The sequence below is a fragment of the uncultured Azohydromonas sp. genome (genome assembly GCF_937926365.1).
Classification (GTDB): Bacteria; Pseudomonadota; Gammaproteobacteria; order Burkholderiales; family Burkholderiaceae_C; genus Azohydromonas.
This window is the reverse complement of sequence record NZ_CALAOH010000193.1, coordinates 1-23,969: the sequence shown is the minus strand read 5'-3', so window position 1 is coordinate 23,969 and position 23,969 is coordinate 1. Positions and strand designations below refer to the sequence as shown.

At 71.4% G+C, this 23,969-nt stretch carries 26 protein-coding genes and 1 pseudogene; 11 read left to right on the top strand and 16 right to left on the bottom strand.

The window, feature by feature from the left end; all coding sequences use genetic code 11:
- Both Q0741_RS20580 and Q0741_RS20575 read left to right on the top strand, forming a co-directional pair.
- Positions 1-354, top strand: a pseudogene (locus Q0741_RS20580) (hypothetical protein); the annotation flags it as partial.
- Positions 355-555: 201 nt separating this feature from the next.
- Positions 556-1,131, top strand: a complete 576-nt coding sequence (locus Q0741_RS20575; protein ID WP_298235061.1) for a hypothetical protein — start codon at positions 556-558, stop codon at positions 1,129-1,131.
- A gap of 95 nt (positions 1,132-1,226) precedes the next feature.
- On the opposite strand, the gene Q0741_RS20570 is transcribed toward Q0741_RS20575, so the two are convergent.
- The 4 genes from Q0741_RS20570 to uraH all read right to left on the bottom strand — a co-directional run bounded on the left by Q0741_RS20570 (position 1,227) and on the right by uraH (position 4,897).
- Entirely contained in the window at positions 1,227-2,126 is a 900-nt protein-coding gene (locus Q0741_RS20570; RefSeq protein WP_298235060.1) for an SDR family oxidoreductase, read from the bottom strand.
- Positions 2,127-2,251: 125 nt separating this feature from the next.
- Complete coding sequence (locus Q0741_RS20565) at positions 2,252-3,247, bottom strand: porin (protein WP_298235059.1); 996 nt, start codon at positions 3,245-3,247, stop codon at positions 2,252-2,254.
- Between the two features lie 155 nt (positions 3,248-3,402).
- Positions 3,403-4,365 carry a tripartite tricarboxylate transporter substrate binding protein gene (locus Q0741_RS20560; RefSeq protein WP_298235058.1) on the bottom strand — a complete coding sequence of 321 codons (963 nt, stop codon included), beginning with the start codon at positions 4,363-4,365 and terminating at the stop codon, positions 3,403-3,405.
- A gap of 172 nt (positions 4,366-4,537) precedes the next feature.
- Positions 4,538-4,897, bottom strand: coding sequence for a hydroxyisourate hydrolase (gene uraH / locus Q0741_RS20555; protein ID WP_298235057.1), 360 nt, complete (start codon positions 4,895-4,897; stop codon positions 4,538-4,540).
- A 232-nt stretch (positions 4,898-5,129) separates the two neighbouring features.
- Here uraH and Q0741_RS20550 point away from each other — a divergent pair, with 232 nt between their 5' ends.
- The 9 genes from Q0741_RS20550 to Q0741_RS20510 all read left to right on the top strand — a co-directional run bounded on the left by Q0741_RS20550 (position 5,130) and on the right by Q0741_RS20510 (position 14,490).
- Complete coding sequence (locus Q0741_RS20550) at positions 5,130-5,876, top strand: GntR family transcriptional regulator (protein ID WP_298235056.1); 747 nt, start codon at positions 5,130-5,132, stop codon at positions 5,874-5,876.
- Positions 5,877-5,934: 58 nt separating this feature from the next.
- Positions 5,935-6,882: an allantoinase PuuE gene (gene puuE / locus Q0741_RS20545; protein ID WP_298235055.1), complete on the top strand. Its 948-nt coding sequence runs from the start codon at positions 5,935-5,937 to the stop codon at positions 6,880-6,882.
- A gap of 2 nt (positions 6,883-6,884) precedes the next feature.
- A complete protein-coding gene (locus Q0741_RS20540) occupies positions 6,885-8,636 on the top strand; it encodes an allantoate amidohydrolase (RefSeq protein WP_298235054.1) in 1,752 nt (583 codons plus the stop codon).
- 210 nt (positions 8,637-8,846) lie between these two features.
- Positions 8,847-10,076 carry an ArgE/DapE family deacylase gene (locus Q0741_RS20535; RefSeq protein WP_298235053.1) on the top strand — a complete coding sequence of 410 codons (1,230 nt, stop codon included), beginning with the start codon at positions 8,847-8,849 and terminating at the stop codon, positions 10,074-10,076.
- A 156-nt stretch (positions 10,077-10,232) separates the two neighbouring features.
- Entirely contained in the window at positions 10,233-11,282 is a 1,050-nt protein-coding gene (locus tag Q0741_RS20530) for an ABC transporter substrate-binding protein (protein ID WP_298235052.1), read from the top strand.
- Positions 11,279-12,091 (top strand): ABC transporter ATP-binding protein, encoded by an 813-nt coding sequence (locus Q0741_RS20525; RefSeq protein WP_298235051.1) that lies wholly within the window; start codon positions 11,279-11,281, stop codon positions 12,089-12,091. The genes Q0741_RS20530 and Q0741_RS20525 overlap by 4 nt, the downstream gene beginning before the upstream one ends.
- Positions 12,092-12,340: 249 nt before the next feature.
- The gene (locus Q0741_RS20520; RefSeq protein WP_298235050.1) at positions 12,341-13,099 is read left to right on the top strand and encodes an ABC transporter permease; all 759 of its coding nucleotides are present in this window, start codon (positions 12,341-12,343) and stop codon (positions 13,097-13,099) included.
- Positions 13,100-13,136: 37 nt separating this feature from the next.
- Complete coding sequence (locus tag Q0741_RS20515; RefSeq protein ID WP_298235049.1) at positions 13,137-13,622, top strand: nucleoside deaminase; 486 nt, start codon at positions 13,137-13,139, stop codon at positions 13,620-13,622.
- A gap of 154 nt (positions 13,623-13,776) precedes the next feature.
- Positions 13,777-14,490, top strand: a complete 714-nt coding sequence (locus Q0741_RS20510; protein ID WP_298235048.1) for a hypothetical protein — start codon at positions 13,777-13,779, stop codon at positions 14,488-14,490.
- A 34-nt stretch (positions 14,491-14,524) separates the two neighbouring features.
- Here the strand turns inward: Q0741_RS20510 and Q0741_RS20505 are convergent, their stop codons facing one another.
- From Q0741_RS20505 to napA, 12 genes are all read right to left on the bottom strand, one after another.
- Positions 14,525-15,175 (bottom strand): tetratricopeptide repeat protein, encoded by a 651-nt coding sequence (locus Q0741_RS20505; RefSeq protein WP_298235047.1) that lies wholly within the window; start codon positions 15,173-15,175, stop codon positions 14,525-14,527.
- Positions 15,175-15,609, bottom strand: a complete 435-nt coding sequence (locus tag Q0741_RS20500) for a cytochrome c-type biogenesis protein (protein WP_298235046.1) — start codon at positions 15,607-15,609, stop codon at positions 15,175-15,177. Before Q0741_RS20500 ends, Q0741_RS20505 begins: the two co-directional genes overlap by 1 nt.
- Entirely contained in the window at positions 15,606-16,190 is a 585-nt protein-coding gene (locus tag Q0741_RS20495; protein ID WP_298235045.1) for a DsbE family thiol:disulfide interchange protein, read from the bottom strand. Before Q0741_RS20495 ends, Q0741_RS20500 begins: the two co-directional genes overlap by 4 nt.
- Before the next feature lie 23 nt (positions 16,191-16,213).
- On the bottom strand, positions 16,214-18,253 hold the full coding sequence (locus tag Q0741_RS20490; RefSeq protein WP_298235044.1) for a heme lyase CcmF/NrfE family subunit: 2,040 nt from the start codon (positions 18,251-18,253) through the stop codon (positions 16,214-16,216).
- Positions 18,238-18,663, bottom strand: a complete 426-nt coding sequence (gene ccmE, locus Q0741_RS20485) for a cytochrome c maturation protein CcmE (protein WP_298235043.1) — start codon at positions 18,661-18,663, stop codon at positions 18,238-18,240. Before ccmE ends, Q0741_RS20490 begins: the two co-directional genes overlap by 16 nt.
- Complete coding sequence (gene ccmD, locus Q0741_RS20480) at positions 18,660-18,860, bottom strand: heme exporter protein CcmD (RefSeq protein ID WP_298235042.1); 201 nt, start codon at positions 18,858-18,860, stop codon at positions 18,660-18,662. The genes ccmE and ccmD overlap by 4 nt, the downstream gene beginning before the upstream one ends.
- Positions 18,857-19,642, bottom strand: a complete 786-nt coding sequence (ccmC, locus tag Q0741_RS20475; protein ID WP_298235041.1) for a heme ABC transporter permease CcmC — start codon at positions 19,640-19,642, stop codon at positions 18,857-18,859. The genes ccmD and ccmC overlap by 4 nt, the downstream gene beginning before the upstream one ends.
- 18 nt (positions 19,643-19,660) lie before the next feature.
- Positions 19,661-20,389, bottom strand: a complete 729-nt coding sequence (locus tag Q0741_RS20470; protein WP_298235040.1) for a heme exporter protein CcmB — start codon at positions 20,387-20,389, stop codon at positions 19,661-19,663.
- Positions 20,323-20,958: a heme ABC exporter ATP-binding protein CcmA gene (gene ccmA / locus Q0741_RS20465; RefSeq protein ID WP_298235039.1), complete on the bottom strand. Its 636-nt coding sequence runs from the start codon at positions 20,956-20,958 to the stop codon at positions 20,323-20,325. The genes Q0741_RS20470 and ccmA overlap by 67 nt, the downstream gene beginning before the upstream one ends.
- A gap of 10 nt (positions 20,959-20,968) precedes the next feature.
- Positions 20,969-21,571 carry a cytochrome c3 family protein gene (locus tag Q0741_RS20460; RefSeq protein WP_298235038.1) on the bottom strand — a complete coding sequence of 201 codons (603 nt, stop codon included), beginning with the start codon at positions 21,569-21,571 and terminating at the stop codon, positions 20,969-20,971.
- A gap of 13 nt (positions 21,572-21,584) precedes the next feature.
- Entirely contained in the window at positions 21,585-22,076 is a 492-nt protein-coding gene (locus tag Q0741_RS20455; protein WP_298235037.1) for a nitrate reductase cytochrome c-type subunit, read from the bottom strand.
- Positions 22,073-23,969, bottom strand: a 1,897-nt coding sequence (napA, locus tag Q0741_RS20450; protein WP_298235036.1) for a nitrate reductase catalytic subunit NapA, incomplete at its 5' end; no start/stop codon positions are given. The genes Q0741_RS20455 and napA, both read right to left, overlap by 4 nt.

The following is a 23,969-nucleotide window of genomic DNA, read 5'->3' as shown; positions in this document are numbered from 1 at the left end:
TGCGGCGCGGACGGCGAGACGGTGGCGCGCTGGCCGCTGGCGCTGACGCCCTGGGTGGGCGCGGCGGCGTCGGGCTGCGGCGACGGCGGCAGCGCGCTGCGCATCCGCGGCGTGGACGAGGGCACGGTGCTCAAGGCCGTGCCCGGCAGCGGCGCCGTGGAGATCAGCGTCTCGGCCCAGGGGGACCTGGGGCGCGAGGCCCGGCTGTACTGGCTGCTCGACGGCGTGCAGCAGCAGCGCAGCCGCGTGGGCGAGACGGTGGCGCTGCGCCTGGAGCAGCCGGGCGCGCACACGCTCACGGTGCTGGATGGGCAAGGACGCTGGCAGCGGGTGGGGTTTCGCGTCAGCCGCTGAGGCGGCCCCGGGCCTGTTGGGCTGCGCGGGCGAGGGTGCCGCCACCACCCCTTTCCCGGGTTGTGGAAGCCTGCGGGCCGGGCTATTGCTCAGGTGTGCTCCAAGGAGCCCACCATGCCGGACGACGGACCATCCAGATCCCTTCCGCGATCCTGCCGTGGGCGCGCGGCCTGGCTGATCGGCTTGGCGGGCTGGAGCGCCATGTGGGCTCCACCGGCCGGCGCCGATCCGCCGCGGCGCCCCGCCCTGGCGGCCCTCAACGCCGTCAAGCCCGCCGCTGCAACACCGCGGCCGGGCCATGCCGCCATCGACGCCGCGCTGGCCGCCGACCTGCTGGACTGGGCCAGCCGCCTTTCCGGCCTGCCCAACCCGCCCGGCGAGCCGATGCCCCAGCTCATCCCGCTGCCGCAGCGGGAGATCGAGAAGACCGTCTGCCCCGAGCGCCGAGGCGGCTGCGGCTCGCTGGTTGCGGTGTACGACACCGACCGCCGCCGCGTGCTCTACCGCGACACGCTGGACATGCGCGACCCCACCGACCAGTCCTTCATCGTCCACGAGCTGGTGCACCACCTGCAGTTCCTGCAGCGCGGCGCGGCGCTGTTCGCCACCTGCCAGAGCACGCTGGCCGGCGAGGCCCAGGCCTACCGGGTACAGAACCTTTACCAGGCGCGGTTCCGGCAGTGGCAGCGCATGGGCGAGATCCTGCGCTACATGCACTGCGACGGCAGCGCCGACGCCGAGCCGGTGGCGCGGCTGTTCGGGCTGCCGGGGCGCTGAGCCTCCGGGGGCGGGCACCCCAGGCCGCGGCAGCGCCGGCCGACCGATGCGGGCGCATCCACCAGCCACGCCTCCGCGCCGGCCGCGAGCGGGCTTCAGGACGCGCGCGCCCCGCCCGAGCCGTGCACCAGCCCCTCGCCGCCGGGGCGGTACAGCGTGCCCTCGGGGTGGCGCGGGGGCTCGTCGTAATGCTGGCGCTCGGCCTGCCGGGCCGCGAGCTTGTCGGCCACCGAGGGCATGACCTTGAAGGCCATGGTGTTCACGACCGCCATGGCGCCCACGCGCACGTCGCGCCCGCCCTCCACCGCCGCCTTGAGGATCGCCTCGGCCACCTTCTCCGGCGCAATCTGCGGCGTGGGCAGCTTGGGCTCGTGGTCCATGTAGTTGCGCGCGTGCTGCGGATAGGGCGTGTCCACCGCCGTGGGCTGGATCAGCGTGATGGTCACGGGCGCCTTGTCCAGTTCCTCCACCTCGACCCGAAGCGCGTCGGTGAAACCCTTCACCGCGTGCTTGGAGGCGCTGTACATGCCTTGCAGCGGGATGACGGCGTCGGAGACCTCGCTGCCGACGTTGATCAGCGCGCCCCCGCTGGCACGCAGGTGCGGCAACGCCACCAGCGAGCCATGCACCACGCCCCAGAAGTTGGTTTCGAACAGGCGGCGGTGGTCCTCGTCGCTGACCTCGTCGAGTCGGCCGTAGATGGAGACGCCGGCATCGTTGATCCAGGTATCGATGCGCCCGAAATGCGCCAGCGCCGCCGCGGCCACGCGCTGCACGTCGGCGCGCGAGCTCACGTCGCAGGGCACGGCGATGGCCTGGCACGTACCCTGACCGAGCTGCCGCGCGATGTCCTCCAGCGTGGCGGCGCTGCGCGCGACCAGCACCAGCTTGGCACCATGCGCCGCAGCCTCCCGCGCCGTGGCCAGGCCGATGCCGCTGGAGGCACCGGTGATGACGATGACCTGCTGTTCCAGGGGACGGTGCTTTCGTGCCATGGGGCTGCTCCTTCACGCCGAGGGCGGCATCCGCAGGACGCGGCAAAGTCCGTTCCCAGGCGAGCCTGGCGCACCATGGAAAAAGCCCGCGCGAGGCGGGCTTTTGGCGGCAGAAAGGCCGGCGCTCAGAAGCGGTGGCGGATGCCCACCGCGTAGCTCTTGCCGGTGGTGGCGGCGCCGTCGAGCTTGTCCCGCATGGCCGCGACGTACACGTCCGTGCGCTTGGACAGGTAGTGGTCGTAGGCCAGGCTCAGGGTCTTGCGGTCCGGGTTCGCGCCGCTGGCATCGATCTCGCCGTAGCCCACCAGCACCTTGCCGGCGGTGGTCACCGGGACGGCGGCGCTGACGTCGGCGAGCTTGTACTCCACGCCCGTGGAGTTGTTCTTGACATCGGTGTACTGGGCAAAGACCTTGGCCAGCCCGAAGTCGTAGGCCGCGCCGGCCTGCCAGGTGCGGGTGTCAGCCACACCGGAGTCGTTCTTCTCCACGTCCTGGAACACGGCGGTGGCGGCAAAGGGGCCGTTGCCGTAGTTCAGGGCGGCGCTCCAGTTGCGCCCGCCATTGCCTTCGCCGGCGGCCACCAGCACGTCGGCCTTGAGCCCGCCGAAGGTCGGCGAGGTGTAGGCCGCGGCGTCGCTCCAGCCGCTGTCACCCGTCACGGTGCCGCTGGTGAAGACATGGCGCACCACCGGCGAGAAGCCATAGGAATCACCGAAAGCGTTGAAGACCACGGTGGAGACGAACAGCGGCGTGGTGATGCGGCCCAGGCGCACCGTGCCCAGCTTGTCGCTGGTCAGGCCGACGTAGGCGCTGCGGGCGAAGAACTTGTCGCCTCCGAAACGACCGGCCTCGCCGGTGTCCGCGCGGAAGAAGCTCTCCAGCGAGAAGACCGCCGCCAGACCGCCACCCAGGTCTTCCTTGCCGCGCATGAGCCAGTAGCTGGTGGTCATCGAGCCATTCTCGACGCGCTTGGTCGATTCAGCCGCGCCAGGAGCCTGGAAACTGCCAGCGGACAGGTCAACCAGGCCCTGCAGCTGCACGCTGCTCTGGGCTTGCGCGGCGCCGGCACAAGCCAGCAGGGCAGCCAGGGCAAGGCTGCGAACGGGAGTGGACTGCTTCATGAATTCCCTCGGGTCGTGGAGTGGTGTTGTGACTAAGGACGGATGGGCCGGTCTGGTGCACCGGCCCGCGCCGGCCCATCGGATGCAGGTTGTGTGCCAAGTTGCGTGCACTGAAACGGGCCGTTTGTATACAGCATGATGGTTGGGACTCAGGTTCAGGGCTTGAGGTCGGCGGCCTTGATGGCGGGCGCCCAGTCGGCCACCTGTTTGGCGACGAAGGCGGCGAAGGCTTCGGGGCCGAGCTTCATGGGCGTGACGCCCAGCTCCGTGAAGCGCTTGACGGTCGTGGGGTCGTCCACGATGTCAGCCAGCGCCTTGGAGAGCTTGTCCACCACGTCCTTGGGCAGGCCGGCCGGGCCGGAGACGCCGAAGTAGTTCTCCGCCACCAGCTGCGGCAGGCCCAGCTCGACCACCGTGGGCACCTCGGGCAGCAGCGGCGAGCGCTCGCGCGTGGTCACGGCCAGGCCGCGGATCTGCCCGGCCTTGACCATGGGCACGAAGGCGGTGATGACGTCGATGCCCAGCGGGATGGTGCCGGCGATGAGGTCCGTGGTCATGGGCGCGCCGCCGCGGTAGGGCACGTGCGTCATCTGCAGCTTCATCGCGCTCTTGGTCATCTCGCCCACGATGTGGCCGATGGAGCCCGGGCCGCCGCTGCCGAAGGTGGTGCCCGGCGCCGCGGCGGCCTTGGGCAGGTCCTTGAGCGTGGCCGGCCCGCTCTTGGGGTTGGCCATGAACAGCACCGGCGCCACGCCCAGCATCGCCACATGCGTGAACTGCTTGACGGGGTCGTAGGGCTGGCGCGGCACGGTCCAGGGGCCGATGGACAGCGGCGTGGAGTTGGAGAGCATGAGCGTGTAGCCGTCGGCCGGCGCGCGCGCCACCTCCGCGCCGCCGATGGTGCCGCCGGCACCGGGCTTGTTGTCCACCACCACCGGCTGCCCCAGCGCGCGCGCCAGGGGGTCGGCGATGGCGCGCGCCACGATGTCGCTGGCACCGCCGGCGGCAAAGGTGACGACGATGCGCACCGGCTTCTGCGGCCAGGCGGCGTGCGCGACCACGGCTTGCAGGCTCCACAGCAGCGCGGCGGCCACTGCGACACGGCGACGTTGGCTCATGACTTCCCCCATTGAAAAGCCACCTTTCACGCAAGGCCTGCACCAGCGGCGCACGCGGCCTTGCCCCGATCGGATGACGCGCGGCGGCCCGCGATGGATTCCCGCCTCGGGCCGAGCCCTTCCACCGGCCGGTCCCGGGCCGGTCAAGGCCCAGGGCGGACCGGGCCGCGCCTCAGGAGCCCCGGTAGGTGCTGAAGCTCCAGGGGCTCACCAGCAGCGGCACGTGGTAGTGGGCGCCGGGATCGTCGATGCCGAAGTCCAGCGGCACCTCGTCCACGAAAGGCACCTCGGGCATGGCCGTGCCGCGTGCGCGGAAGTACGGCGCCACCGAGAACACCAGGCGGTAGCGCCCGCGCTGCAGGGCCTCGCCTTCGAGCAGCGGGCCGCCGTCGGTGCGGCCGTCATCGTTGAGCGTGAGACGGCGCAGTTCCTGCGCGGAGCCGTCGGCCTGCAGGCGCAGGAGCCTCACCTGCATGCCCGCGGCCGGGCAGCCGTTGGCGGTGTCGAGCACGTGGGTGCTGAGTCTTCCCATGATTCCCAAGTCCTGATGAGTTGAAAGGGCCGCGGGCCGGTCAAGGCCCGTCCTGGTGCGCCGCGCACCGCGCCGGCGCGCTTGCGGCGCCGCGCGGTGCACAACGCGGGCATGCGGGTTTGCATGTCCACAATGCACGCCAAACTGTATACACTTTGGCGTACCGTTCCAAGCATTCGATGCCTCAGGCATGCTCCCAAGCCTGTAACAACTCCATCTTCTGCCCGACGCCATGCCCCGCAGCCGCAGTTCGCTTCAGCTCGTCGCCCCCGCCGCCCCGGCCAAGGCGCCCTCGACCGCTGCCCGCATGGGCGAGCTCAGCGCCACGCAGCGCATTGCCGAGGCCATCACCACGGCGATCGTGGAGCGGCGGCTCATGCCCGGCACCAAGCTCGCCGAGCAGCAGATCGCCGACATCTTCAAGGTCTCGCGCACGCTGGTGCGCCAGGCGCTCAACCAGCTCAGCCGCGACCGCCTGGTGACGCTGGAGCCCGCGCGCGGCGCCTTCGTCGCGCAGCCCAGCGTGGACGAGGCGCGCCAGGTGTTCGAGGTGCGCAAGATGCTGGAGTCGGCGATGCTCAAGCAGCTGTGCACGCGCATCACCGATGGGCAGGTCGCCGAGCTGCGCGCGCATCTCAAGTCCGAGCGCGCGGCCGTCACGCGCACCGACGTGCCCGGGCGCACGCGGCTGCTGGCGGACTTCCATGTCGTGCTGGCGCGCATGCTGGGCAACGAGGTGCTGGCGCAGATGCTCACGGACCTGCTCTCGCGCAGTTCCCTCATCAGCCTGATGTACCAGAGCTCGCACTCGGCCGAGCACTCGCAGCAGGAGCACGTAGCCATCGTGGACGCGCTGGAGCGCCGCGACGCGCGCGCGGCCGTGAAGCTGGTGGAACAGCACCTGGGCAACGTCGAGCGCAACCTGCGGCTGAACCCGCGCGCCAGCGACCTGGCGCTGGCGCTGCAACCGCTGGAGTAACGACGCCACGCCGCACGCCGGCGGGCATGAACATCCCTCACCAAAGGCAGTACGAGACATGACCACGAACCGCTACCCCCGCGACCTGGCCGGTTACGGCCGCAACGTTCCCTACGCCAACTGGCCCAACCGTGCCCGCGTGGCCGTGCAGTTCGTGCTCAACTTCGAGGAGGGTGGCGAGAACTCGGTGCTGCACGGCGACGCCGGCAGCGAGCAGTTCCTCTCCGAGATGTTCAACCCCGCGGCCTATTCCGCGCGGCACCTCTCCATGGAGGGCATCTACGAGTACGGCTCGCGCGTGGGCGTGTGGCGCATCCTGCGCGAGTTCGAGCGCCGCGGCCTGCCGCTGACGGTCTTCGGCGTGGGCATGGCGCTGCAGCGCTGCCCCGACGTGACGGCCGCCTTCGTGGAACTGGGCCACGAGATCGCCTGCCACGGCTGGCGCTGGATCCACTACCAGAACACGGACGAGGCCACCGAGCGCGAGCACATGCACCTGGGCATGCAGGCCATCGAGCAGCTCACCGGGCAGCGCGCCCTGGGCTGGTACACCGGCCGCGACAGCCCCAACACCCGGCGCCTGGTCGCGGACTACGGCGGCTTCGAGTACGACAGCGACTACTACGGCGACGACCTGCCCTTCTGGCTGCAGGTCAGGAAAACCGACGGCAGCCTGGCGCCGCAGCTGGTGGTGCCCTACACGCTGGACTGCAACGACATGCGCTTCGCGCTGCCGCAGGGCTTCAGCCACGGCGATGAGTTCTTCGAGTACCTGCGCGACGCCTTCGACGTGCACTACGCCGAAGGCGACGAGCGCCCCGCGATGATGAGCATCGGCATGCACTGCCGGCTGCTGGGGCGCCCCGGGCGCATGCGCGCGCTGCAGCGCTTCCTGGACCACGTGCAGAAGCACACGGGGGTGTGGGTCGCTCGGCGCATCGACATCGCGCGGCACTGGAAGCAGGAGCATCCCTTCGATGCGGCCAAGGCCTTCACGTGGGAGTGAGCATGCTGACACTGGAAGAACTCAACGCCGCCTCGCAGCAGCAGTTCACGGCGCTGCTGGACGGCACTTACGAGCATTCGCCCTGGATCGCCGAAAAAGCCTGGCACCGGCGGCCTTTCGCGAGCCTGGCGCATTTGAAGCGCACGCTGGTGGAGGTGCTGCAGGAGGCCGGGCGCGAGGCGCAGCTGGCGCTCATCCGCGCCCACCCGGAGCTGGCGGGCAAGGCCATGGTGGCCAAGTCGCTCACGGCCGAGTCCACCCACGAGCAGGGCAAGGCGGGCCTGACCGACTGCACGCCGCAGGAGTTCGAGAAGCTGCAGCGGCTTAACGCCGACTACAACGCCAAGTTCGGCTGGCCCTTCATCCTGGCCGTGCGCGGGCCGCGCGGCACGGGGCTGAACCGGCGCCAGATCATCGAGACCTTCGAGCGGCGGCTGGCGAACCACCCGGACTTCGAGCTGGCCGAGTGCATGCGCAACATCCACCGCATCGCGGAGATCCGGCTCAACGACAAGTTCGGCTTCACGCCGAAGATGGGCAACCTCGTCTGGGACTGGGCCGAGGCGCTGGCCGAGTACAGCGAGGCCGAGGACGCCCTGACCGTGACCTACCTCAGCGACGCGCACCGCGCCTGCGCCGCGCGCCTGGCGGAGTGGATGCGCGAGGGCTGCGGCTTCGACGAGGTGCGCATCGACGCCGTGGGCAACGTGGTGGGCGTCTACCACGGCAGCGACCCGGGCGCGAAGCGGCTGCTCACCGGCAGCCACTACGACACGGTGCGCAACGGCGGCAAGTACGACGGGCGGCTGGGCATCCTGGTGCCCATGGCCTGCGTGCGGCAACTGAAGCTCGCGGGCAAGCGGCTGCCCTTCGGCATCGAGGTCGTGGGCTTCGCGGAAGAGGAAGGCCAGCGCTACAAGGCCACCTTCCTGGGCTCGGGCGCGCTCATCGGGCAGTTCGACAGGGGCTGGCTGGACCAGGTCGATGCCCAGGGCATCTCCATGCGCCAGGCCATGCGGGACGCCGGGCTGTCCATCGAGGACATCGCGTCGCTGCGGCGCAACCCCGCCGACTACCTCGGCTTCGTCGAGGTCCACATCGAGCAGGGCCCGGTGCTGGACGCGCTGGACCTGCCGCTGGGCGTGGTCACTTCCATCAACGGCAGCGTGCGCCTCATGGGCGAGGTCATCGGCCAGGCTAGCCATGCCGGCACCACGCCCATGGGCCAGCGGCGCGACGCGGCCGCGGCGGTGGCGGAGCTGGTGCTGTACCTGGAGCAGCGCGCGGCGCAGGTGCCGGACCTGGTGGGCACGGTGGGCATGCTGGAGGTGCCCAACGGCTCCATCAACGTGGTGCCGGGGCGCTGCCGCTTCAGCCTGGACATCCGCGCCACCACCAACGAGGTGCGCGACGCCTGCCTGGCGGACGTGCGCGCCGAGGCGCAGCGCATCTGCGAGCGCCGCGGCGTGAGCCTGAAGCTGGAAGAGACCATGCGCGCGGCGGCCGCGCCCAGCGCGCCCGAATGGCAGCGGCGCTGGGAGCAGGCCGTGCAGGCGCTGGGCCTGCCGGTGTTCCGCATGCCCAGCGGCGCGGGGCACGACGCGATGAAGCTGCACGAGGCCATGCCGCAGGCGATGCTGTTCCTGCGCGGCGGCAATGCCGGCATCAGCCACAACCCGCTGGAAACCATCACCAGCGACGACGCGGAGCTGTGCGTGCAGGCGTTCAACAACTTGCTGTCGCAACTGCAGTGAGCCCGGCCGCCAGAAGAAATGTCGTCATTCCGGCGAAAGCCGGAATCCACGAACGCTGCCATGCCGCGCTGGCCGGCGCCGGCATGTGCCCAAGGTGGCCATGCCACCACCCTGGTGCGCGTGGATCCCGGCTTTCGCCGGGATGACGGCATAGCGACTGACGGCCTGCGCGACTTGGTTCACCGCGATGAACTCGTGAAAGAGACAACCATGACTACCCCTTACGACCAGCTCGACGCCTGGATCGACGCCCACTTCGACGCCGAAGTCGGCTTCCTGCAGGAGATGGTGCGCGTGCCCACCGACACGCCGCCGGGCAACAACGCCCCGCACGCCGAGCGCACCGCGGCGCTGCTGGAGGAATTCGGCTTCCATGCCGAGAAGCACGCCGTGCCCGCCGAAGAGGTGAAGGCCGGCGGCCTGGAGAGCATCACCAACCTCATCGTGCGCCGCCGCTACGGCGACGGCGGGCGCACCGTGGCGCTCAACGCCCACGGCGACGTGGTGCCGCCCGGCGAAGGCTGGACGCACGACCCCTACGGCGGCGAGATCGAGGACGGCAAGCTCTACGGCCGCGCCGCCGCCGTCAGCAAGAGCGACTTCGCCACCTTCACCTTCGCCGTGCGCGCGCTGGAGGCGCTGGGCGCCCAGCTCAAGGGCGGCGTGGAGCTGCACTTCACCTACGACGAGGAGTTCGGCGGCGAGCTGGGCCCGGGCTGGCTGCTGAAGAACGGCCTGACCAGGCCCGATCTGGCGCTGGCCGCGGGCTTCAGCTACCAGGTGGTTACGGCACACAACGGTTGCCTGCAGATGGAAGTGACGGTGCACGGCAAGATGGCGCACGCCGCCATTCCCGACACCGGCGTGGACGCGCTGCAGGGCGCGGTGGTGATCCTCAACGCGCTGTACGAGCAGAACCGGCTCTACAAGCAGGTCCGCTCCAAGGTGCCGGGCATCGAGCACCCGTACCTCAACGTGGGCCGCATCGAGGGCGGCACCAACACCAACGTGGTGCCGGGCAAGGTGGTGCTCAAGCTGGACCGCCGCATGATCCCCGAGGAGGACCCGGTGCAGGTCGAGGCCGACATCCGCCGCGTGATCGAGACGGCCGCCGAGCGCTTCCCGGGCATCAGCGTGGACATCCGCCGCATCCTGCTGGCGCGCGCGCTGCAGCCGCTGCCGGGCAACGCGCCGCTGGTGCAGGCGCTGCAGCGCCACGGCAGCGCGGTGTTCGGTGAAGAAATCCCGACTTCGGGCACGCCGCTCTACACCGACGTGCGGCTGTACTGCGAGCATGGCATTCCGGCCGTGATCTACGGTGCCGGCCCGCGCACCGTGCTGGAGAGCCACGCCAAGCGCAACGACGAGCGCCTGGAGCTGGAAGACTTGCGCCGCGCCACCAAGGTGGTGGCGCGCAGCCTGTACGACCTGCTGGCCTGATCGTCGCGCGCGCACCAGACTGGGGCCCGAAGCGGCCCGCCCTGGTGCGCGGCGGACCGCGCCGGGGCATGCACGCCCCGCGCACCCGGGAGCGGCCGCGCACGGCCAATGGCACGGATCATGCGATTGCATACACGATCGCATACCGGAGCCCCCATGATCCCGACCTTCTCCCGCCGCTTCCTCCTGTCCCGCCTGGCCGGTGCGGCCCTGGCCGCTGCCGTTGCCGTTCCGGCGATGGCGCAGGAGCGCGACCTCCGCTTCCAGCTCGACTGGCGTTTCGAGGGCCCCGCGGCCCTGTTCCTGACCCCGGCCGCCAAGGGCTATTTCAAGGCCGAGAAGCTCAACGTCAGCGTGGACGCGGGCAACGGCTCGGGGGGCGCCGTCACGCGCGTGGCCTCGGGCAGCTACGACATGGGCTTCGCCGACCTCGCGGCGCTGATGGAGTTCCACGCCAACAACCCCACGGCGCCGAACAAGCCGGTGGCGGTGATGATGGTCTACAACAACACGCCCGCCGCGGTGCTGGCGCTCAGGAAGAGCGGCATCAAGGCACCGGCGGACCTCAGCAACAAGAAGCTCGGAGCCCCGGTCTTCGATGCGGGACGCCGTGGCTGGCCGATCTTCGCCAAGGCCAATCAGGTGCAGAGCGTGGCCTGGACCAGCATGGATCCGCCGCTGCGCGAGACGATGCTGGTGCGCGGCGACATCGACGCCATCACCGGCTTCAGCTTCACCTCGCTGCTGAACCTGGAAGCGCGCGGCGTCAAGACCGAGGACGTCGTGATCCTTCCCTACGCCACCCATGGCGTGAAGCTCTACGGCAACGCGATCATCGCGGGCGAGGAGTTCCTGAAGAAGAATCCCGAGGCCGTCAAAGCCTTCCTGCGCGCCTTCACGCGCGGCGTCAAGGACGTGATCGCCGATCCGCAGGCGGCCATCGGCTTCGTCAAGCAGCGCGACGGCATCATCAACGAGGCGCTGGAGCTGCGCCGGCTCAAGCTGGCGATGGACCATACGGTGCTCACGCCCGATGCCAAGGCCGAGGGCTTCGGCGACATCAACCCGGCGCGCCTGACGCTGATGGCCAGCCAGGTTTCGGATGCGTACGCCACCAAGGAGCGCGTCAACGCCACGGCGGTGTGGAACGGCGGCTTCCTGCCGCCGGCGGTCGAGCGCAACATCTTCGCCGCGGTCAAGAAGTGAAGCCCTTCGTCGATTTCCACCAGGTCTGGCTCGCCTACAACGACACGCTGCTGGCCCAGGGCCAGTACGCGGTCGAGGACATCTCGCTGCAGGCGCGCCAGGGCGAGTTCATCGCCATCGTCGGCCCCTCGGGTTGCGGCAAGAGCACCTTCATGAAGCTGGCCACGGGCTTGCGCCGGCCCAGCAAGGGCACGGTGGTCATCGACGGCCAGGAGGTGACCGGGCCGCTGAAGATCACCGGCATGGCCTTCCAGGCGCCGAGCCTGCTGCCCTGGCGCACCACGCTGGAGAACGTGCTGCTGCCGCTGGAGATCGTGGAGCCCTGGCGTTCCAGCTTCCGCGCCAAGCGCGCCGAGTACGTGGAAAAGGCGCGTGCGCTGCTGGCGGGCGTGGGTCTCTCGGGTTACGAGGACAAGTTTCCTTGGCAACTGTCTGGAGGCATGCAGCAGCGCGCCAGCATCTGCCGCGCGCTCATCCACGAGCCGCGCATGCTGCTGCTGGACGAGCCCTTCGGCGCGCTGGACGCGTTCACGCGCGAGGAGCTGTGGTGCACGCTGCGCGACCTGCAGGCCGCGCGCGGCTTCAACGTGATCCTGGTCACGCACGACCTGCGCGAGAGCGTGTTCCTGGCCGACACGGTGTACGTGATGAGCAAGAGCCCGGGCCGCTTCGTGGTGCGGCGCGAGATCGAGCTGCCGCGCCCGCGCGACCTGGAAGTGACCTACACGCCGGCCTTCACCGACATCGTGCACGAGCTGCGCGGGCACATTGGCGCCATGCGCAAGAGCGGCGTGGCGCTGGCGCAGTGAGCGACTACGCGAGCTTGAGCGGACCCCAAGTTCACTCGGGCCCGACGTTCCGTTCGTACTGCCCCTTCGATACCTCAGGGCAGGGTGCGCCTATGGCGCATCGAAGTACGAGTCCGACAGGCTGCGATGGCGGCACCACGGCGAGGGCCGTTCATCCTTCGACGCGCCCGCAGGGCGCGCCCTGTGCTGAGGTATCGAAGCATCAGGACGAACGGAACACCTCACCAACAAGCAAGAAGTTGATTCGAGATGGACAAGAAACTCCAGGCCGCCGCGCCCTGGCTGCTGCTGGCCGCCACGGTGCTGCTGTGGCAGCTGCTGTGCACGGCTTTCGACGTGAGCGAATTCGTCTTCCCCAGCCCGCTGCGCATCGCGCAGCAGGCGTGGGAGCACCATGCCGCCATCCTCTCGCACGCCTGGCGCACCTTCTGGGTGACGATGGTGGGCTTTGCCATCGCCATCGTGGTGGGTGTGCTGCTGGGCGCGCTCATGGGCAGCTCCAAGCTGGCCTACAACGCGATGTACCCGCTGATGACGGGCTTCAACGCGCTGCCCAAGGCGGCCTTCGTGCCGATCCTGGTGGTGTGGTTCGGCATCGGCGTGGGGCCGGCGGTGCTCACGGCCTTCCTGATCAGCTTCTTCCCGATCATGGTCAACATCGCCACCGGGCTGGCGACGCTGGAGCCCGAGCTGGAGGACGTGCTGCGCGTGCTGGGCGCCAAGCGCCGCGACGTGCTGATCAAGGTGGGCCTGCCGCGTTCGCTGCCCTACTTCTACGGCTCGCTGAAGGTGGCGATCACGCTGGCCTTCGTGGGCACCACGGTGAGCGAGATGACCGCGGCCAACGAGGGCATCGGCTACCTGCTGGTATCGGCGGGCAGCTCGATGCAGATGGGCCTGGCCTTCGCCGGCCTGCTGGCCGTGGGCCTCATGGCCATGGTGATGTACGAGTTCTTCGCCGTGGTGGAGAAGCGCACGACGGCCTGGGCGCATCGCGGGCAAGGTTGATGCAGGCAACGGCGTGCGCCCTGCGCAGAATCCGCCCATGCCGCACGCCCTCGCCCCCGACCTGGCCCTCTCGCTCCTGCGCCGCGCCAACGGCATCGCCCGGCATGCGCTGGCGCGCGGCCACCACCCCTTCGGCGCGCTGCTGGCGGCGCCCGATGGCACGGTGCTGATGGAGCAAGGCAACGTGGACAGCGTCAACCACGCCGAGGCCGTGCTCGCGCGCGAAGCGGCCGAGCGCTTCGACCCCGATTTCCTCTGGCGCTGCACCCTGGTCACCACCGTGGAGCCCTGCGCCATGTGCGCCGGCACGCAGTACTGGGCCCACATCGGCGGCCTGCTCTACGGCCTGAGCGAGCGCGAGTTGTTGCAACTCACCGGCGCGCATCCCGAGAACCCCACCCTGGACCTGCCCTGCCGCGAGGTCTTCGCCCGCGGCCAGAAGCCCATCGCCGTCATGGGCCCGGTTCCCGAACTGCGGGAGGAAATCGCGGCGCTGCACCGCGATTTCTGGCGCCGGTCCTGAAGCCTTTCGTCGGCCTGCCGGCGGGGCGGGGCCCGTCGTTTGCCCTTTGAGATCACTGCCCGTCCACGGCCTGCCTGGCGCAGGTGTTGGGACGTGTGGAGCCGCGGTTCACCGGCGCCACGCAGGACGGGCTGACCCAAGAAGGAGCAAGACCATGAAGAAATCCGTTCTCACCGCCCTGATCGCCGCCGCTCTCGGCTCCACCGCCGTCATGGCACAGAGCCAGGGCATGGGCTCGTCCAGTGCGACCGGCATATCGGCCACCCCCGCCGCGGGCATGACGGGCTCGGGCATCGCCCAGGACGACGCCAGCGCGACGGCCGGCAGCAGCATCGACCGCAGCAGCCAGAGCTACGACAGCGGCAACAGCGGCCGTGACGCGGCACAGCGCGGCATGGGCAGCGGCACCTCCGACGGCATGGCAGGCGACGTCGCCACCGGCACGCAAGGCGCCACCACCGGCAGCGGCACGCTGGACGGTACCGCGGGCAGCAGCGACACGATGGGCGCGACCACGGGCAGCGGCGCCACGACCGACAGCACCCAGGGCAGCACCACGACCTACGGCAGCGGCAGCAACGCCCAGGCCACCGGCAGCGGCACGATGGGCAGCGGTGCGCAGGGCACCACCACGACCTACGACAGCGGCAGCAGCGCCATGACCACCGGCAGCGGTGCCGCCGGCCGTGCCTATGACGGCAGTACCTCCTCCGGCCCGGCCAGCCGCGCGGAAGTGGCTGCCGACCGCGACCGCGCGATGCGCAGCGATCGCTGGATCTTCAACGACCTGGACGGCGTGCGCCGCCTCGACCCGGGCGAGAACAGCCACACGGGCCGCGTCTACAAGGGGTCGGCCGAGGAGTACTGAAACTGAGCGACAGGCGCCTCGGGGCTGCGGCGCTTCAAGGCTGCAGTCCCCGCGCCTGCTCCAGGCTCTCGCGCACCCGCTGCGCGGCCTCCGCGTCGGCCGGCATCAGCGCCAGCAGCCGTTCCCACAGCGTCACCGCTTCGTCGCGCCGGCCGGCGCGCTGCGCCGCCGTGGCGGCCAGGGCCAGGGCCTTGGGATGCTTCGGGTCCGCCTCCAACGCCCGTGCCACCAGCACCATGGGCTCGCCCTCCAGCGAGCCGCGCTGCACGGTGGCAATGGCGTCGGCCGCGTCGGCCAGCAGGTCCGCGTCCTCGGGCGCCAACTGCAACGCCTGGCGCCAAGCGGCGGCGGCCTCGTCCCAGCGTTCCAGCACTTCCAGCGAGCGCGCCAGCGTGAACCAGCCGGGAAGGTCCTCGGGCTGCGCCAGCAGCCGCGTGGACAGGCGCTGCACCATGCCCTCCATGTCGGCCTCGGCCAAGCGGTGCGGCGGCGCCGCGTCGCGGCCGATGGCCTGTGGCGCCCCCAGCCGCGCATAGCTCAGCACGGCCGCCAGCGGCAGCAGCAGCGCCGCCAGCGCGCGCGGCCCCCAGCGCCCAGCCCGTCCCGCCACGGGCTGCAGCACCAGCAGCATGACCACCACGCCCAGCACGCCCGCGGCCAGCCAGAAACCCAGCAGCGGCGACATCAGGCGCCCTCCCCGGCCCGCTCGGCCTGGTCCTGCGCGGCCTCGCGGTCCGGCCCAACGGCTGCGGCCCCGGGGCGCAGGCGCCGCCACAGCACCAGCCCCCCGCCGCCCAGCAGGATGAAGGGGCCGAGCCATAGCAGCAGCGTCTGCGGCGTGCGCGGCGGCTCGTAGAGCACGAAGTCGCCGAAGCGCTGGACCATGAAGGCCCGCACCTCGTCGTCGCTGCGCCCGGCCGCGACCTGCGCCTGGATCTGCTCGCGCAGGTCCAGCGCCACCGGGGCGTTGGACTCGGCCAGGGTCTGGTTCTGGCACACCGGGCAGCGCAGCGACTGCGCCAGGCGGTGCGCGCGCGCCTCCTGCTCGGCCGGCAAGGGCGCCGCGCCGGTCAGACCCGAGGCCAGCGCCGCGCAGGCGAGCACGATGGCGCGCCTCACCGCTGCAGCCCCTTCCACAGCGGCCAGAACTCCCGTTGCAGCACCTGCGGCGTGAGCGCTCCGGCAAAGCGCCAGCGCACGATGCCCTGGGCGTCGATCACGAAGGTCTCCGGCACGCCGCTGACGCCCCAGTCCAGCGCGGCGCGGCCGTCGGCGTCCTGCACGTTGGTCTCGAAGGGAGCACTGCCGGCGCCGCGCAGCCAGTCGCGCGCCGCCGCGGGCTGGTCCTTGTAGTTGAGGCCGATCACCGTCACTCCGCGCACGGCGAGCTGCTGCAACTGCGGCAGCTCCTCCCGGCAGGGTCCGCACCACGAGGCCCAGACGTTGAGCACCCAGGGCCGGCCCTGCAGCGCGCTGCTGGCCAGCAGCTCATCGGGCGCCTCCAGCCTGGGCAGCTCGAAGGCCGGCGCGGGCTGGCCCACCAGCGCCGAAGGCAGTGCGCGCGGGTCGCGCTGCAGGCCGTGCGCCAGCAGCAGCACCAGCGCCAGCAGCAGGGCCAGCGGCAGCAGCGCGCGCCAGCGGCCGGCCGCTCCCGCGGGGGTCGGCTCGCGCCGGTGGCGGACGGGTGACGGTACGGCCATGGAAGCTCCCTCTGACTGGCGGATCACGAAGGCCGGCGTCGCGCGGCCGGCGCCCCGCCTCGGACCGGTTCGGCACGCGAACGCCGCTGGCGGTCCAGTGCCGACAGCGCGCCGCCCAGCGCCATCAGCAGCACGCCAGCCCAGATCCAGTTCACCATCGGTTTGAGTTGCAACCGCAACGCCCAGCGGCCGGCCCCCAGCGGGTCGCCCAGCGCCACGTAGAGGTCGCGCCAGGGGCCGCGGTCTATGGCTGGCACGGCCAGGGTCTGGTCCTGGGCACGGAAGGCGCGGCGCTGGGGCGCCAGCTGCGCCACCGGCGTGCCGTCCCCGCGCCACACCGCCACGCGGGCCTGCACGCCATCATGGTTCACGCCCTGCAGCGGCTGCACCGCTTGCAATTCCACGCGGTACGGGCCCAGCGTGGCGCTCTCGCCCACGGCCATGGGCAACTCGCGCTCGATCTCCAGACCCTTGACCGCGCACACGCCCAGCACGAACACGCCTACGCCCAGGTGCGCCAGCCGCATACCCCAGGCGGCGCGGCCCGCGCGCGGCTGGCGCAGCACCTGTTGCAGCGTGGTGGCGAAGACCCAGCCTGCCAGCCACAGCCCCAGGCCGAACAGCGGGCTCCAGTGGCCCAGCAGCGCCATCGCGGCCAGGGCGGCCAGCGCGCTGGCCGCCGCCGCCCAGCGCAGCCGGCGCGCCAGCGGCAACGCCTCGGTGCGCCCCCAGGCGGCAAAAGGCGCCGCGCCCATCAGGAACACCGCGGGCGCCAGCAGCGGGACCATCACGGCCTCGAAGTACGGCGCGCCCACCGAGATGCGCGCACCACCCGCGGCCTCCAGCGCCATCGGGTACAGCGTGGCCAGCAGCACCGAGGCCGCGGCCACCGCCATCAGCAGCAGGTTCAGCAGCAACAGCGTCTCGCGCGACAGCGGCGCGTGCGCCGCCGCGGCCGAGCCGCGCGGCGGGCGCAGCGCCCACAGCATCAGCGCCCCGCCGACCAGGACAACGATCAGCGCCAGGATGAACAGGCCGCGCCGCGGGTCGGTGGCGAAGGCGTGCACCGAGGTCACCACGCCCGAGCGCACGATGAAGGTCCCGATGAGCGCCAGCGCGAAGCCGGCGATGCACAGCAGCAGCACCGCGCCCGTCTGCCCGCCGCGGCGCTGTGCCAGCGCCAGCACGTGCAGCAGCGCCGTGCCGACGAGCCAGGGCAGCAGCGCGGCGTTCTCCACCGGGTCCCAGAACCACCAGCCACCCCAGCCCAGGACGTAGTAGGCCCAGGCGCTGCCCAGGCCGATGCCCAGGCTCAGCAGGGCCCAGCTCGTCAGCACCCAGGGCCGCAGCCAGCGTGCCCATTCGGGGCGCAGCTCGCGCTCCCACAGCACCGCCAGCGCGAAGGCGAAGGGCACGGCGAAGCCCACGTAGCCCAGGTACAGCGCCGGTGGGTGCAGCACCATGGCCGGGTCCTGCAGCAGCGCGTTGAGGTCCGCGCCATCGGGCGGCGGCGGCACCAGCCGCGTGAAGGGGGACGAGGCCAGCAACACGTAGAGGCCGAAGGCAGCCACCAGCAGGCCCATGGCGCCCAGCAGCCGCAGCGCGAAGCCTTCGGGCAGGCCGTGGCTGAAGCGCGCCACCGCCGCGCCCCACAGCGCCAGCACCAGCAGCCACAGCAGCATCGAGCCCTCGTGGCTGCCCCACACGGCGGCGATGCGGTAGGCCAGCGGCAGCGTGGAGTGGGCATGCTCGGCCACGTAGCGCACGGAGAAGTCCAGCGCGACGAAGCTCCAGGCCAGGCCCAGCAGCGACAGCGCCAGCAGCACGCAGCTCGCCGCCGCGCAGCGGCGCGCCAGGCGCAGGAGCGGTTGCGTTTGCACTGCGGCCTCGCCCTCGGGGGACGTGCCCGCGGCCAGCGCAGCGCCGCCGTCCGAGGCAAGCACCACGGGAGCCACCGTGCCGCGCGCCAGCGCACGCAGCGGCAGCAGCGCCTGCAGCAGCGCGATCCACAGCGCCAGGATGGCGGCGAAGTGCGCCAGCTCCGGGATCACGGCTTCACCCATGCCGGCCGGGATTCCCCGACGGGCGGCCTGTAGTTCTCGTCATGCTTGGCCAGCACCTCGTGCGCATCGAACACGCCGTCGCTGCCCAGCCGCCCGCCCGCCACCACGCCCTGCCCTTCGCCGAACAGGTCGGGCAGCAGCCCGCTGTAGCGCACCGGCACGCGGCCCGCGCCGTCGGCCACCACGAAGTGCACCGTCATGCTGCCGGGCTCGCGCCGTATCGAGCCCGACTCCACCACGCCGCCCAGGCGCAGGCGCTGCTGCGGATCGGGCCGCTGCTGCAGCAACTCGCCGGGGCCGAGGAAGAAGTTCAGGTTCTGCCGCAGCGCGCCGAGCACCAGCGCCACGGCCAGTGCCAGCAGTCCCACCACGGCGGCCACGGCGGCCGCGCGACGCCGGCGCGGCGTCATTGGCGCGGCTCCCGCGGCTGTCCGGGCGCCGGACGGCCCTCCCGCAACGCCGCCGCGCCCGGTGGCGGCAGGCGCCGGCTGCGCCGCCACAAGGCGAAGAACTCGCCGCCCAGCGCCAGCAGCGCCACGCCCCAGCCGGTCCAGACATAGGCCCCGTAGCCGCCCATGTCCCACAGCAATGCCCAGTCGATGCTCATCGCCACGCCCCCACGGTCGGCCGCGGCCTCGGGGGCGCGGCGCGCTGCTCGGCCAGGATGCAGCGCGCGCGCAGCAGCGCCATGGCCGCGGCGTAGGCCCAGGCGGCCAGCGTCATGCACACCAGTGCGGCCAGCTGGCTGGGCTCCATGGCCGCGCCGCGCGGCGTGAGCGTGGCGCCCTGGTGCAGCGTGTTCCACCAGTGCACCGAGAACCAGATGACGGGCAGGTTCACCGCGCCCACCAGCGCCAGCAGCGCGGCCAGCCGCGCCGCGCGCCGCTCGTCGTCGAAGGCCGCGCGCAGCGCGATCACGCCCAGGTACAGGAACAGCAGCAGCAGTTGCGAGGCCAGCCGCGCGTCCCAGGCCCACCAGGTGCCCCAGGTGGGCCGTCCCCACAGCGCGCCGCTGAGCAGCGCCAGGGCGCAGAACAGCGCGCCCGTGGGCGCCAGGCCCTGCGCCAGCGCCGAGGCCACCCGGCCGCGCCACACCAGCGCCACGGCGGACCAGAAGGCCATCACCGCATAGAGCCACAGCGACATCCACGCCGAGGCCACGTGCAGCGCCAGCAGCCGCACCGACTCGCCCTGCCTCGCGTCGGCCGGCGTGACGAAGAACGCGAGCCACAGCCCCAGCAGCGCGGGCGGCAGCCCCAGCAGCGCCAGCGGTCCCCACCAGCGCGCCACCCAGGATTCGAACGCGGGTGGCGAGGCCAGGCGGCGCCACGGTGCCCAGGCCGGCACCGCGCCACGGGTGCTTGGCAGGGAGGCGGAAGGCATGCTCATGCGGTGTGCTCCTCCTGCTCAATCCAGGCCCATGCGCAGGGCCGCCAGCGTGGCCCAGGGCAGCAGCGCCAGCGCCGCGGCCAGCAGCGCGCCCAGCAGCCAGGGCGCGGCCGGCTCGCCCTGCGCCGTGCCGATGCCCAACAGCAGCACCGGCACCGCCAGCGGCAGCACCAGCAGCGCCAGCAGCATCCCGCCGCCGCGCGAGCCCAGCGTCAGCGCCGCGCCCAGCGCGCACAGCATCACCAGCGTGGGCAGGCCCAGCAGCAGCGACAGCGCCAGCGCCGGCCAGCGCGCCGGCTCCAGGCCGTAGAACGGCAACAGCAGGGCGCTGGCCGGCAGCAGCAGCGTGCAGGCGAGGCCATGCCCCAGCAACCGCCCGCCCAGCACCGCCAGCGGCGCCGGCGCGAGCAACTGCTGCTCCAGCACGCCGTTGGCCAGGTCGGCCTGGAACAGGCGCAGGCTGCCCAGCAGCACCGCCAGCAGCGCGGCCGTCCACGCCGCCGCCGGCGCCACCTGCCGCAGCAGCCGCACCTCGCCGCCCAGCGCCAGCGGCAGCAGCGCCAGCACCAGCGTGAAGAAGCCCAGTGCCGCCAGCGCGTCGAAGCGCTCGCGCAGCAGCAGCCGCAGCTCGCGCCGCAGGCTGGTGAGCAGTGCCGCGGCGGTGCCGGCCGTGGTGGCGCTCAGGCCACCGGTACGGCTTCGGCGCCCAGGTGCAACCGGGTCAACGAGGGTGTCGAGGAAGGCCATGAGTCATGGGTGCTGATGAGGGCCACGCCGCCGCGCTCCAGGTGCAGCGACAGGCGCACGGTGAAATCCAGCCGCGCAGCCTCGTCCAGCGCCGTCAGCGGCTCGTCGAGCAGCCACAGCCGCCGTCGGGTGAGCACCAGCCGCGTGAGCGCCACGCGCCGGCGCTGGCCCTGCGACAGCTGGCGCAGCGGCACGCGCGCCAGCGCGTCCAGCCCCGCGCCCTGCAGCGCCTGCTCGATGCGCGACTCGGCCAGCGCCTCGCCGCCCAGGCGCAGCAGGTGGTCCAGGTTCTGCACGGCATCGAGCGCCTCGTGCAGCCCGTCGCGGTGGCCGACGTAGCAGGCTTCCTGGCACATCGCCTCGCGCGCCGCGCCGCCGCTGAGCGCCTGCCAGCGCAGCTGCCGCGCATGCAGCGGCTGCAGCCCGGCCAGGCTGCGCAGCAGCGTGGTCTTGCCCGTGCCGTTGGCGCCCTCCACCAGCAGCGCCTGCCCCGGTCGCAGCGCCAGGTCGAAGCCCTGGCACAGCAGCCGGCCGCCGCGCACGAGCTGCAGGTCGATGACGCGCAGCATGCGGCCGGGCCTAGCGCACCGTCTCCACGCCGGACATGTCGGGCAGCTTGTGCGCGATACCCTTGTGGCAGTCGATGCAGGTCTTCTGCCCGCTGGCCAGCTCGGTGCTGTGCGCGGCCGTGGCGCGCGGGCTTTGGCGCGTGAAGTCCATGGACTCGAACTGGTGGCAGTTGCGGCACTCCAGCGAGTTGTTGGCCTTGAGCCGCTCCCACTCGTGCTCGGCCAGCGTGCGGCGCATGGCGGCGAACTTCTCCGGCGTGTCGATGGTGCCGAAGACCTTGCCCCAGACCTCCTTGGAGGCCTGCATCTTGCGCGCCATCTTGTCGGTCCAGTTGTGCGGCACGTGGCAGTCGCTGCACTTGGCGCGCACGCCGGAGCGGTTGGTGAAGTGGATGGTGCCCTGCAGCTCCTGGTAGACGTTGTCGCGCATTTCGTGGCAGCCGGTGCAGAACTTCTCGGTGTTGGTGGCCTCCAGCGCGGTATTGAAGCCGCCCCAGAAGATGATGCCGGCGATGAAGCCGCCCACGGTGAGGAAGCCCAGGCTGTAGTAGCGGCTGGGCATGCGCAGCACCTTCCAGTAGCGGCGCAGCAGGTTGATGGGGCCCTTGAGCATGTGTACGGCCCTTTCAGCGCCGCGGCGCGCCGCTGCCGCCCTGCTGGCGCTGCTGCTCCGCGCGCAGCAGGTCGTTCACGTCCACGAAGCGGTTGTCCACCAGCGGCTTGAGGTCGGCCTGCGGGACGTGGCACTGGGTGCAGAAGTAGCGCCGCGGCGAGAGCTCGGCCAGGTGGTTGCCCTGCCGGTCCTGGAAGTGGGTGATGCTGATCATGGGCGCGCCGCTGGTCTGCGTCTGGGTGCGCGCATGGCAGAACATGCAGCGGTTGGCGCTCTTGTCGAGCTGGTAGTTGTCGATCTTGTGCGGGATCACCGGCGGCTGCATGGCGTAGTTGCGCGCGCGCCGGATGTCGGAGTTGTCGGAGTTGACCAGCGGCGGCGGCGGGGTGGTCTCCATGATGGGCGCGCCGCGCATGCGGTCGGTCACGTCCACCGCCAGCGCCACGCCGGCCACCGCGGCGGCGCCCAGGCCCAGCACGATCCCGAGGGCTTGCTTGAGCTTCATACCGTGCCTCCTTGCGGCGGCAGCCCGCCGGCCTTGCGGATGGCCACGGCGCACTTCTTGTAATCCGTCTGCAGCGAGATCGGACAGGTGGCGTCGAGCGTGACCTTGTTGATGAGCTGGCTGGCATCGAAGAAGGGCACGAACACCAGCCCGCGCGGGGGCTTGTTGCGACCGCGCGTCTCCACGCGGGTGCGCATGCTGCCGCGCCGGGACGTGAGCTCCACGATCTCGCCGCGGCGCACGCCGATGGCGCGCGCGTCCTCGGGGTGCATGAAGCACACGGCGTTGGGAAAGGCGCGGTAGAGCTCGGGCACGCGCCGCGTCATGGTGCCGGTGTGCCAGTGCTCCAGCACCCGGCCCGTGCACAGCCAGTACGGGAAGTCCTTGTTGGGCTCCTCCGCCGCGGGCTCGTAAGGCAGCGCCCACAGCACGGCCTTACCGTCGGGGTTGCCGTAGAAGCGGAAGCCCTCGCCGGCCTTGACGTAGGGGTCGGTGCCCTCGCGGTAGCGCCAGCGCGTCTCCTTGCCGTCCACCACCGGCCAGCGCAGGCCCGTGACCTTGTGGTAGGTGTCGAAGGGCGCCAAGTCATGCCCGTGGCCGCGGCCGAAGCTGGCGTACTCCTCGAACAGGCCCTTCTGCACGTAGAAGCCGGCCGAGCGCGCGTCGTCGTTGTCGTAGCCGGCTTCCATGTCGGTGAGCGGGAAACGGTCCACCGCGCCGTTGCGGAACACCAGGTCGTGCAGCGTCTTGCCGCGCCACTGGGGCTTGGCCGCCAGCAGTTCCGCGGGCCAGACCTCCTCCATGCGGAAGCGCTTGGTGAACTCCATGATCTGCCACAGGTCCGAGCGTGCCTGCCCCGGCGGCTTGACCAGCTGGTGCCAGAACTGCGTGCGGCGCTCGGCGTTGCCGTAGGCGCCCTCCTTCTCCACCCACATCGCCGTGGGCAGGATCAGGTCGGCGGCCATGGTGGAGACCGTGGGATAGGGGTCGGACACCACCACGAAGTTGTTCGGGTTGCGGAAGCCCGGATAGATCTCCTGCACCACGTTGGGCCCGGCCTGCATGTTGTTGTTGGCCATCACCCAGTAGGCGTTGAGCTTGCTGTCCTTGAGCATGCGGCTCTGCAGCACCGCGTGGTAGCCGGGCTTGTCGGGGATGGTGCCCTCGGGGCATTGCCAGATGTGCTCGGCCTCGGCGCGGTGCTTGGGGTTGGTCACCACCATGTCCGCGGGCAGCCGGTGGCTGAAGGTGCCCACCTCGCGCGCGGTGCCGCAGGCCGAGGGCTGGCCGGTGAGCGAGAACGGGCTGTTGCCCGGGGTGCTGATCTTGCCGGTGAGCAGGTGCAGGTTGTAGAGCAGGTGCGAGCACCAGGTGCCGCGCGTGTGCTGGTTGAAGCCCATGGTGAAGAAGGACATCACCTTGACCTTCGGGTCGGCATACAGCCGCGCCAGCGCCTGCAGCCGCTCGCGCGGCACGTTGGAGAGCTTGGCCGTGTAGTCCAGCGTGTAGGTGCTGACGAAGCGCGCGTACTCGTCGAAGGTCGCGGGCTGGCCGCCGCCGGCGTTGTTCCAGTTCTTGGCCTTTTGCTGCAGCGGGTGCTCCGGGCGCAGGCCGTAGCCAATGTCGGTGTTGCCCATCATGAAGCGCGTGTGGCGGTCCACGAACTCGCGATTCACGGCCTTGTTCTGGATGATGTAGTTGGCGATGTAGTTGAGGATCGCCAGGTCGGTCTGCGGCCTGAAGGTGAGCGTGAGGTCGGAGAGGTCGTAGCAGCGGTGCTCGTACACCGACAGCGTGGCCACCTTGACGTGCGGCGCGGACAGGCGCCGGTCGGTCACGCGCGTCCACAGGATGGGGTGCATCTCCGCCATGTTCGAGCCCCACAGCACGAAG

What these genes read in the sequence shown, in the direction of transcription:
- Q0741_RS20575 (WP_298235061.1), top strand. Translation starts at nt 556, where the DNA reads ATGTGGGCTCCACCGGCCGGCGCCGATCCGCCGCGGCGCCCCGCCCTG.
- Q0741_RS20570 (WP_298235060.1), bottom strand. Translation starts at nt 2,126, where the DNA reads ATGGCACGAAAGCACCGTCCCCTGGAACAGCAGGTCATCGTCATCACC.
- Q0741_RS20565 (WP_298235059.1), bottom strand. Translation starts at nt 3,247, where the DNA reads ATGAAGCAGTCCACTCCCGTTCGCAGCCTTGCCCTGGCTGCCCTGCTG.
- Q0741_RS20560 (WP_298235058.1), bottom strand. Translation starts at nt 4,365, where the DNA reads ATGAGCCAACGTCGCCGTGTCGCAGTGGCCGCCGCGCTGCTGTGGAGC.
- uraH (WP_298235057.1), bottom strand. Translation starts at nt 4,897, where the DNA reads ATGGGAAGACTCAGCACCCACGTGCTCGACACCGCCAACGGCTGCCCG.
- Q0741_RS20550 (WP_298235056.1), top strand. Translation starts at nt 5,130, where the DNA reads ATGCCCCGCAGCCGCAGTTCGCTTCAGCTCGTCGCCCCCGCCGCCCCG.
- puuE (WP_298235055.1), top strand. Translation starts at nt 5,935, where the DNA reads ATGACCACGAACCGCTACCCCCGCGACCTGGCCGGTTACGGCCGCAAC.
- Q0741_RS20540 (WP_298235054.1), top strand. Translation starts at nt 6,885, where the DNA reads ATGCTGACACTGGAAGAACTCAACGCCGCCTCGCAGCAGCAGTTCACG.
- Q0741_RS20535 (WP_298235053.1), top strand. Translation starts at nt 8,847, where the DNA reads ATGACTACCCCTTACGACCAGCTCGACGCCTGGATCGACGCCCACTTC.
- Q0741_RS20530 (WP_298235052.1), top strand. Translation starts at nt 10,233, where the DNA reads ATGATCCCGACCTTCTCCCGCCGCTTCCTCCTGTCCCGCCTGGCCGGT.
- Q0741_RS20520 (WP_298235050.1), top strand. Translation starts at nt 12,341, where the DNA reads ATGGACAAGAAACTCCAGGCCGCCGCGCCCTGGCTGCTGCTGGCCGCC.
- Q0741_RS20515 (WP_298235049.1), top strand. Translation starts at nt 13,137, where the DNA reads ATGCCGCACGCCCTCGCCCCCGACCTGGCCCTCTCGCTCCTGCGCCGC.
- Q0741_RS20510 (WP_298235048.1), top strand. Translation starts at nt 13,777, where the DNA reads ATGAAGAAATCCGTTCTCACCGCCCTGATCGCCGCCGCTCTCGGCTCC.
- Q0741_RS20505 (WP_298235047.1), bottom strand. Translation starts at nt 15,175, where the DNA reads ATGTCGCCGCTGCTGGGTTTCTGGCTGGCCGCGGGCGTGCTGGGCGTG.
- Q0741_RS20495 (WP_298235045.1), bottom strand. Translation starts at nt 16,190, where the DNA reads ATGGCCGTACCGTCACCCGTCCGCCACCGGCGCGAGCCGACCCCCGCG.
- Q0741_RS20490 (WP_298235044.1), bottom strand. Translation starts at nt 18,253, where the DNA reads ATGGGTGAAGCCGTGATCCCGGAGCTGGCGCACTTCGCCGCCATCCTG.
- ccmE (WP_298235043.1), bottom strand. Translation starts at nt 18,663, where the DNA reads ATGACGCCGCGCCGGCGTCGCGCGGCCGCCGTGGCCGCCGTGGTGGGA.
- ccmD (WP_298235042.1), bottom strand. Translation starts at nt 18,860, where the DNA reads ATGAGCATCGACTGGGCATTGCTGTGGGACATGGGCGGCTACGGGGCC.
- ccmC (WP_298235041.1), bottom strand. Translation starts at nt 19,642, where the DNA reads ATGAGCATGCCTTCCGCCTCCCTGCCAAGCACCCGTGGCGCGGTGCCG.
- Q0741_RS20470 (WP_298235040.1), bottom strand. Translation starts at nt 20,389, where the DNA reads ATGGCCTTCCTCGACACCCTCGTTGACCCGGTTGCACCTGGGCGCCGA.
- ccmA (WP_298235039.1), bottom strand. Translation starts at nt 20,958, where the DNA reads ATGCTGCGCGTCATCGACCTGCAGCTCGTGCGCGGCGGCCGGCTGCTG.
- Q0741_RS20460 (WP_298235038.1), bottom strand. Translation starts at nt 21,571, where the DNA reads ATGCTCAAGGGCCCCATCAACCTGCTGCGCCGCTACTGGAAGGTGCTG.
- Q0741_RS20455 (WP_298235037.1), bottom strand. Translation starts at nt 22,076, where the DNA reads ATGAAGCTCAAGCAAGCCCTCGGGATCGTGCTGGGCCTGGGCGCCGCC.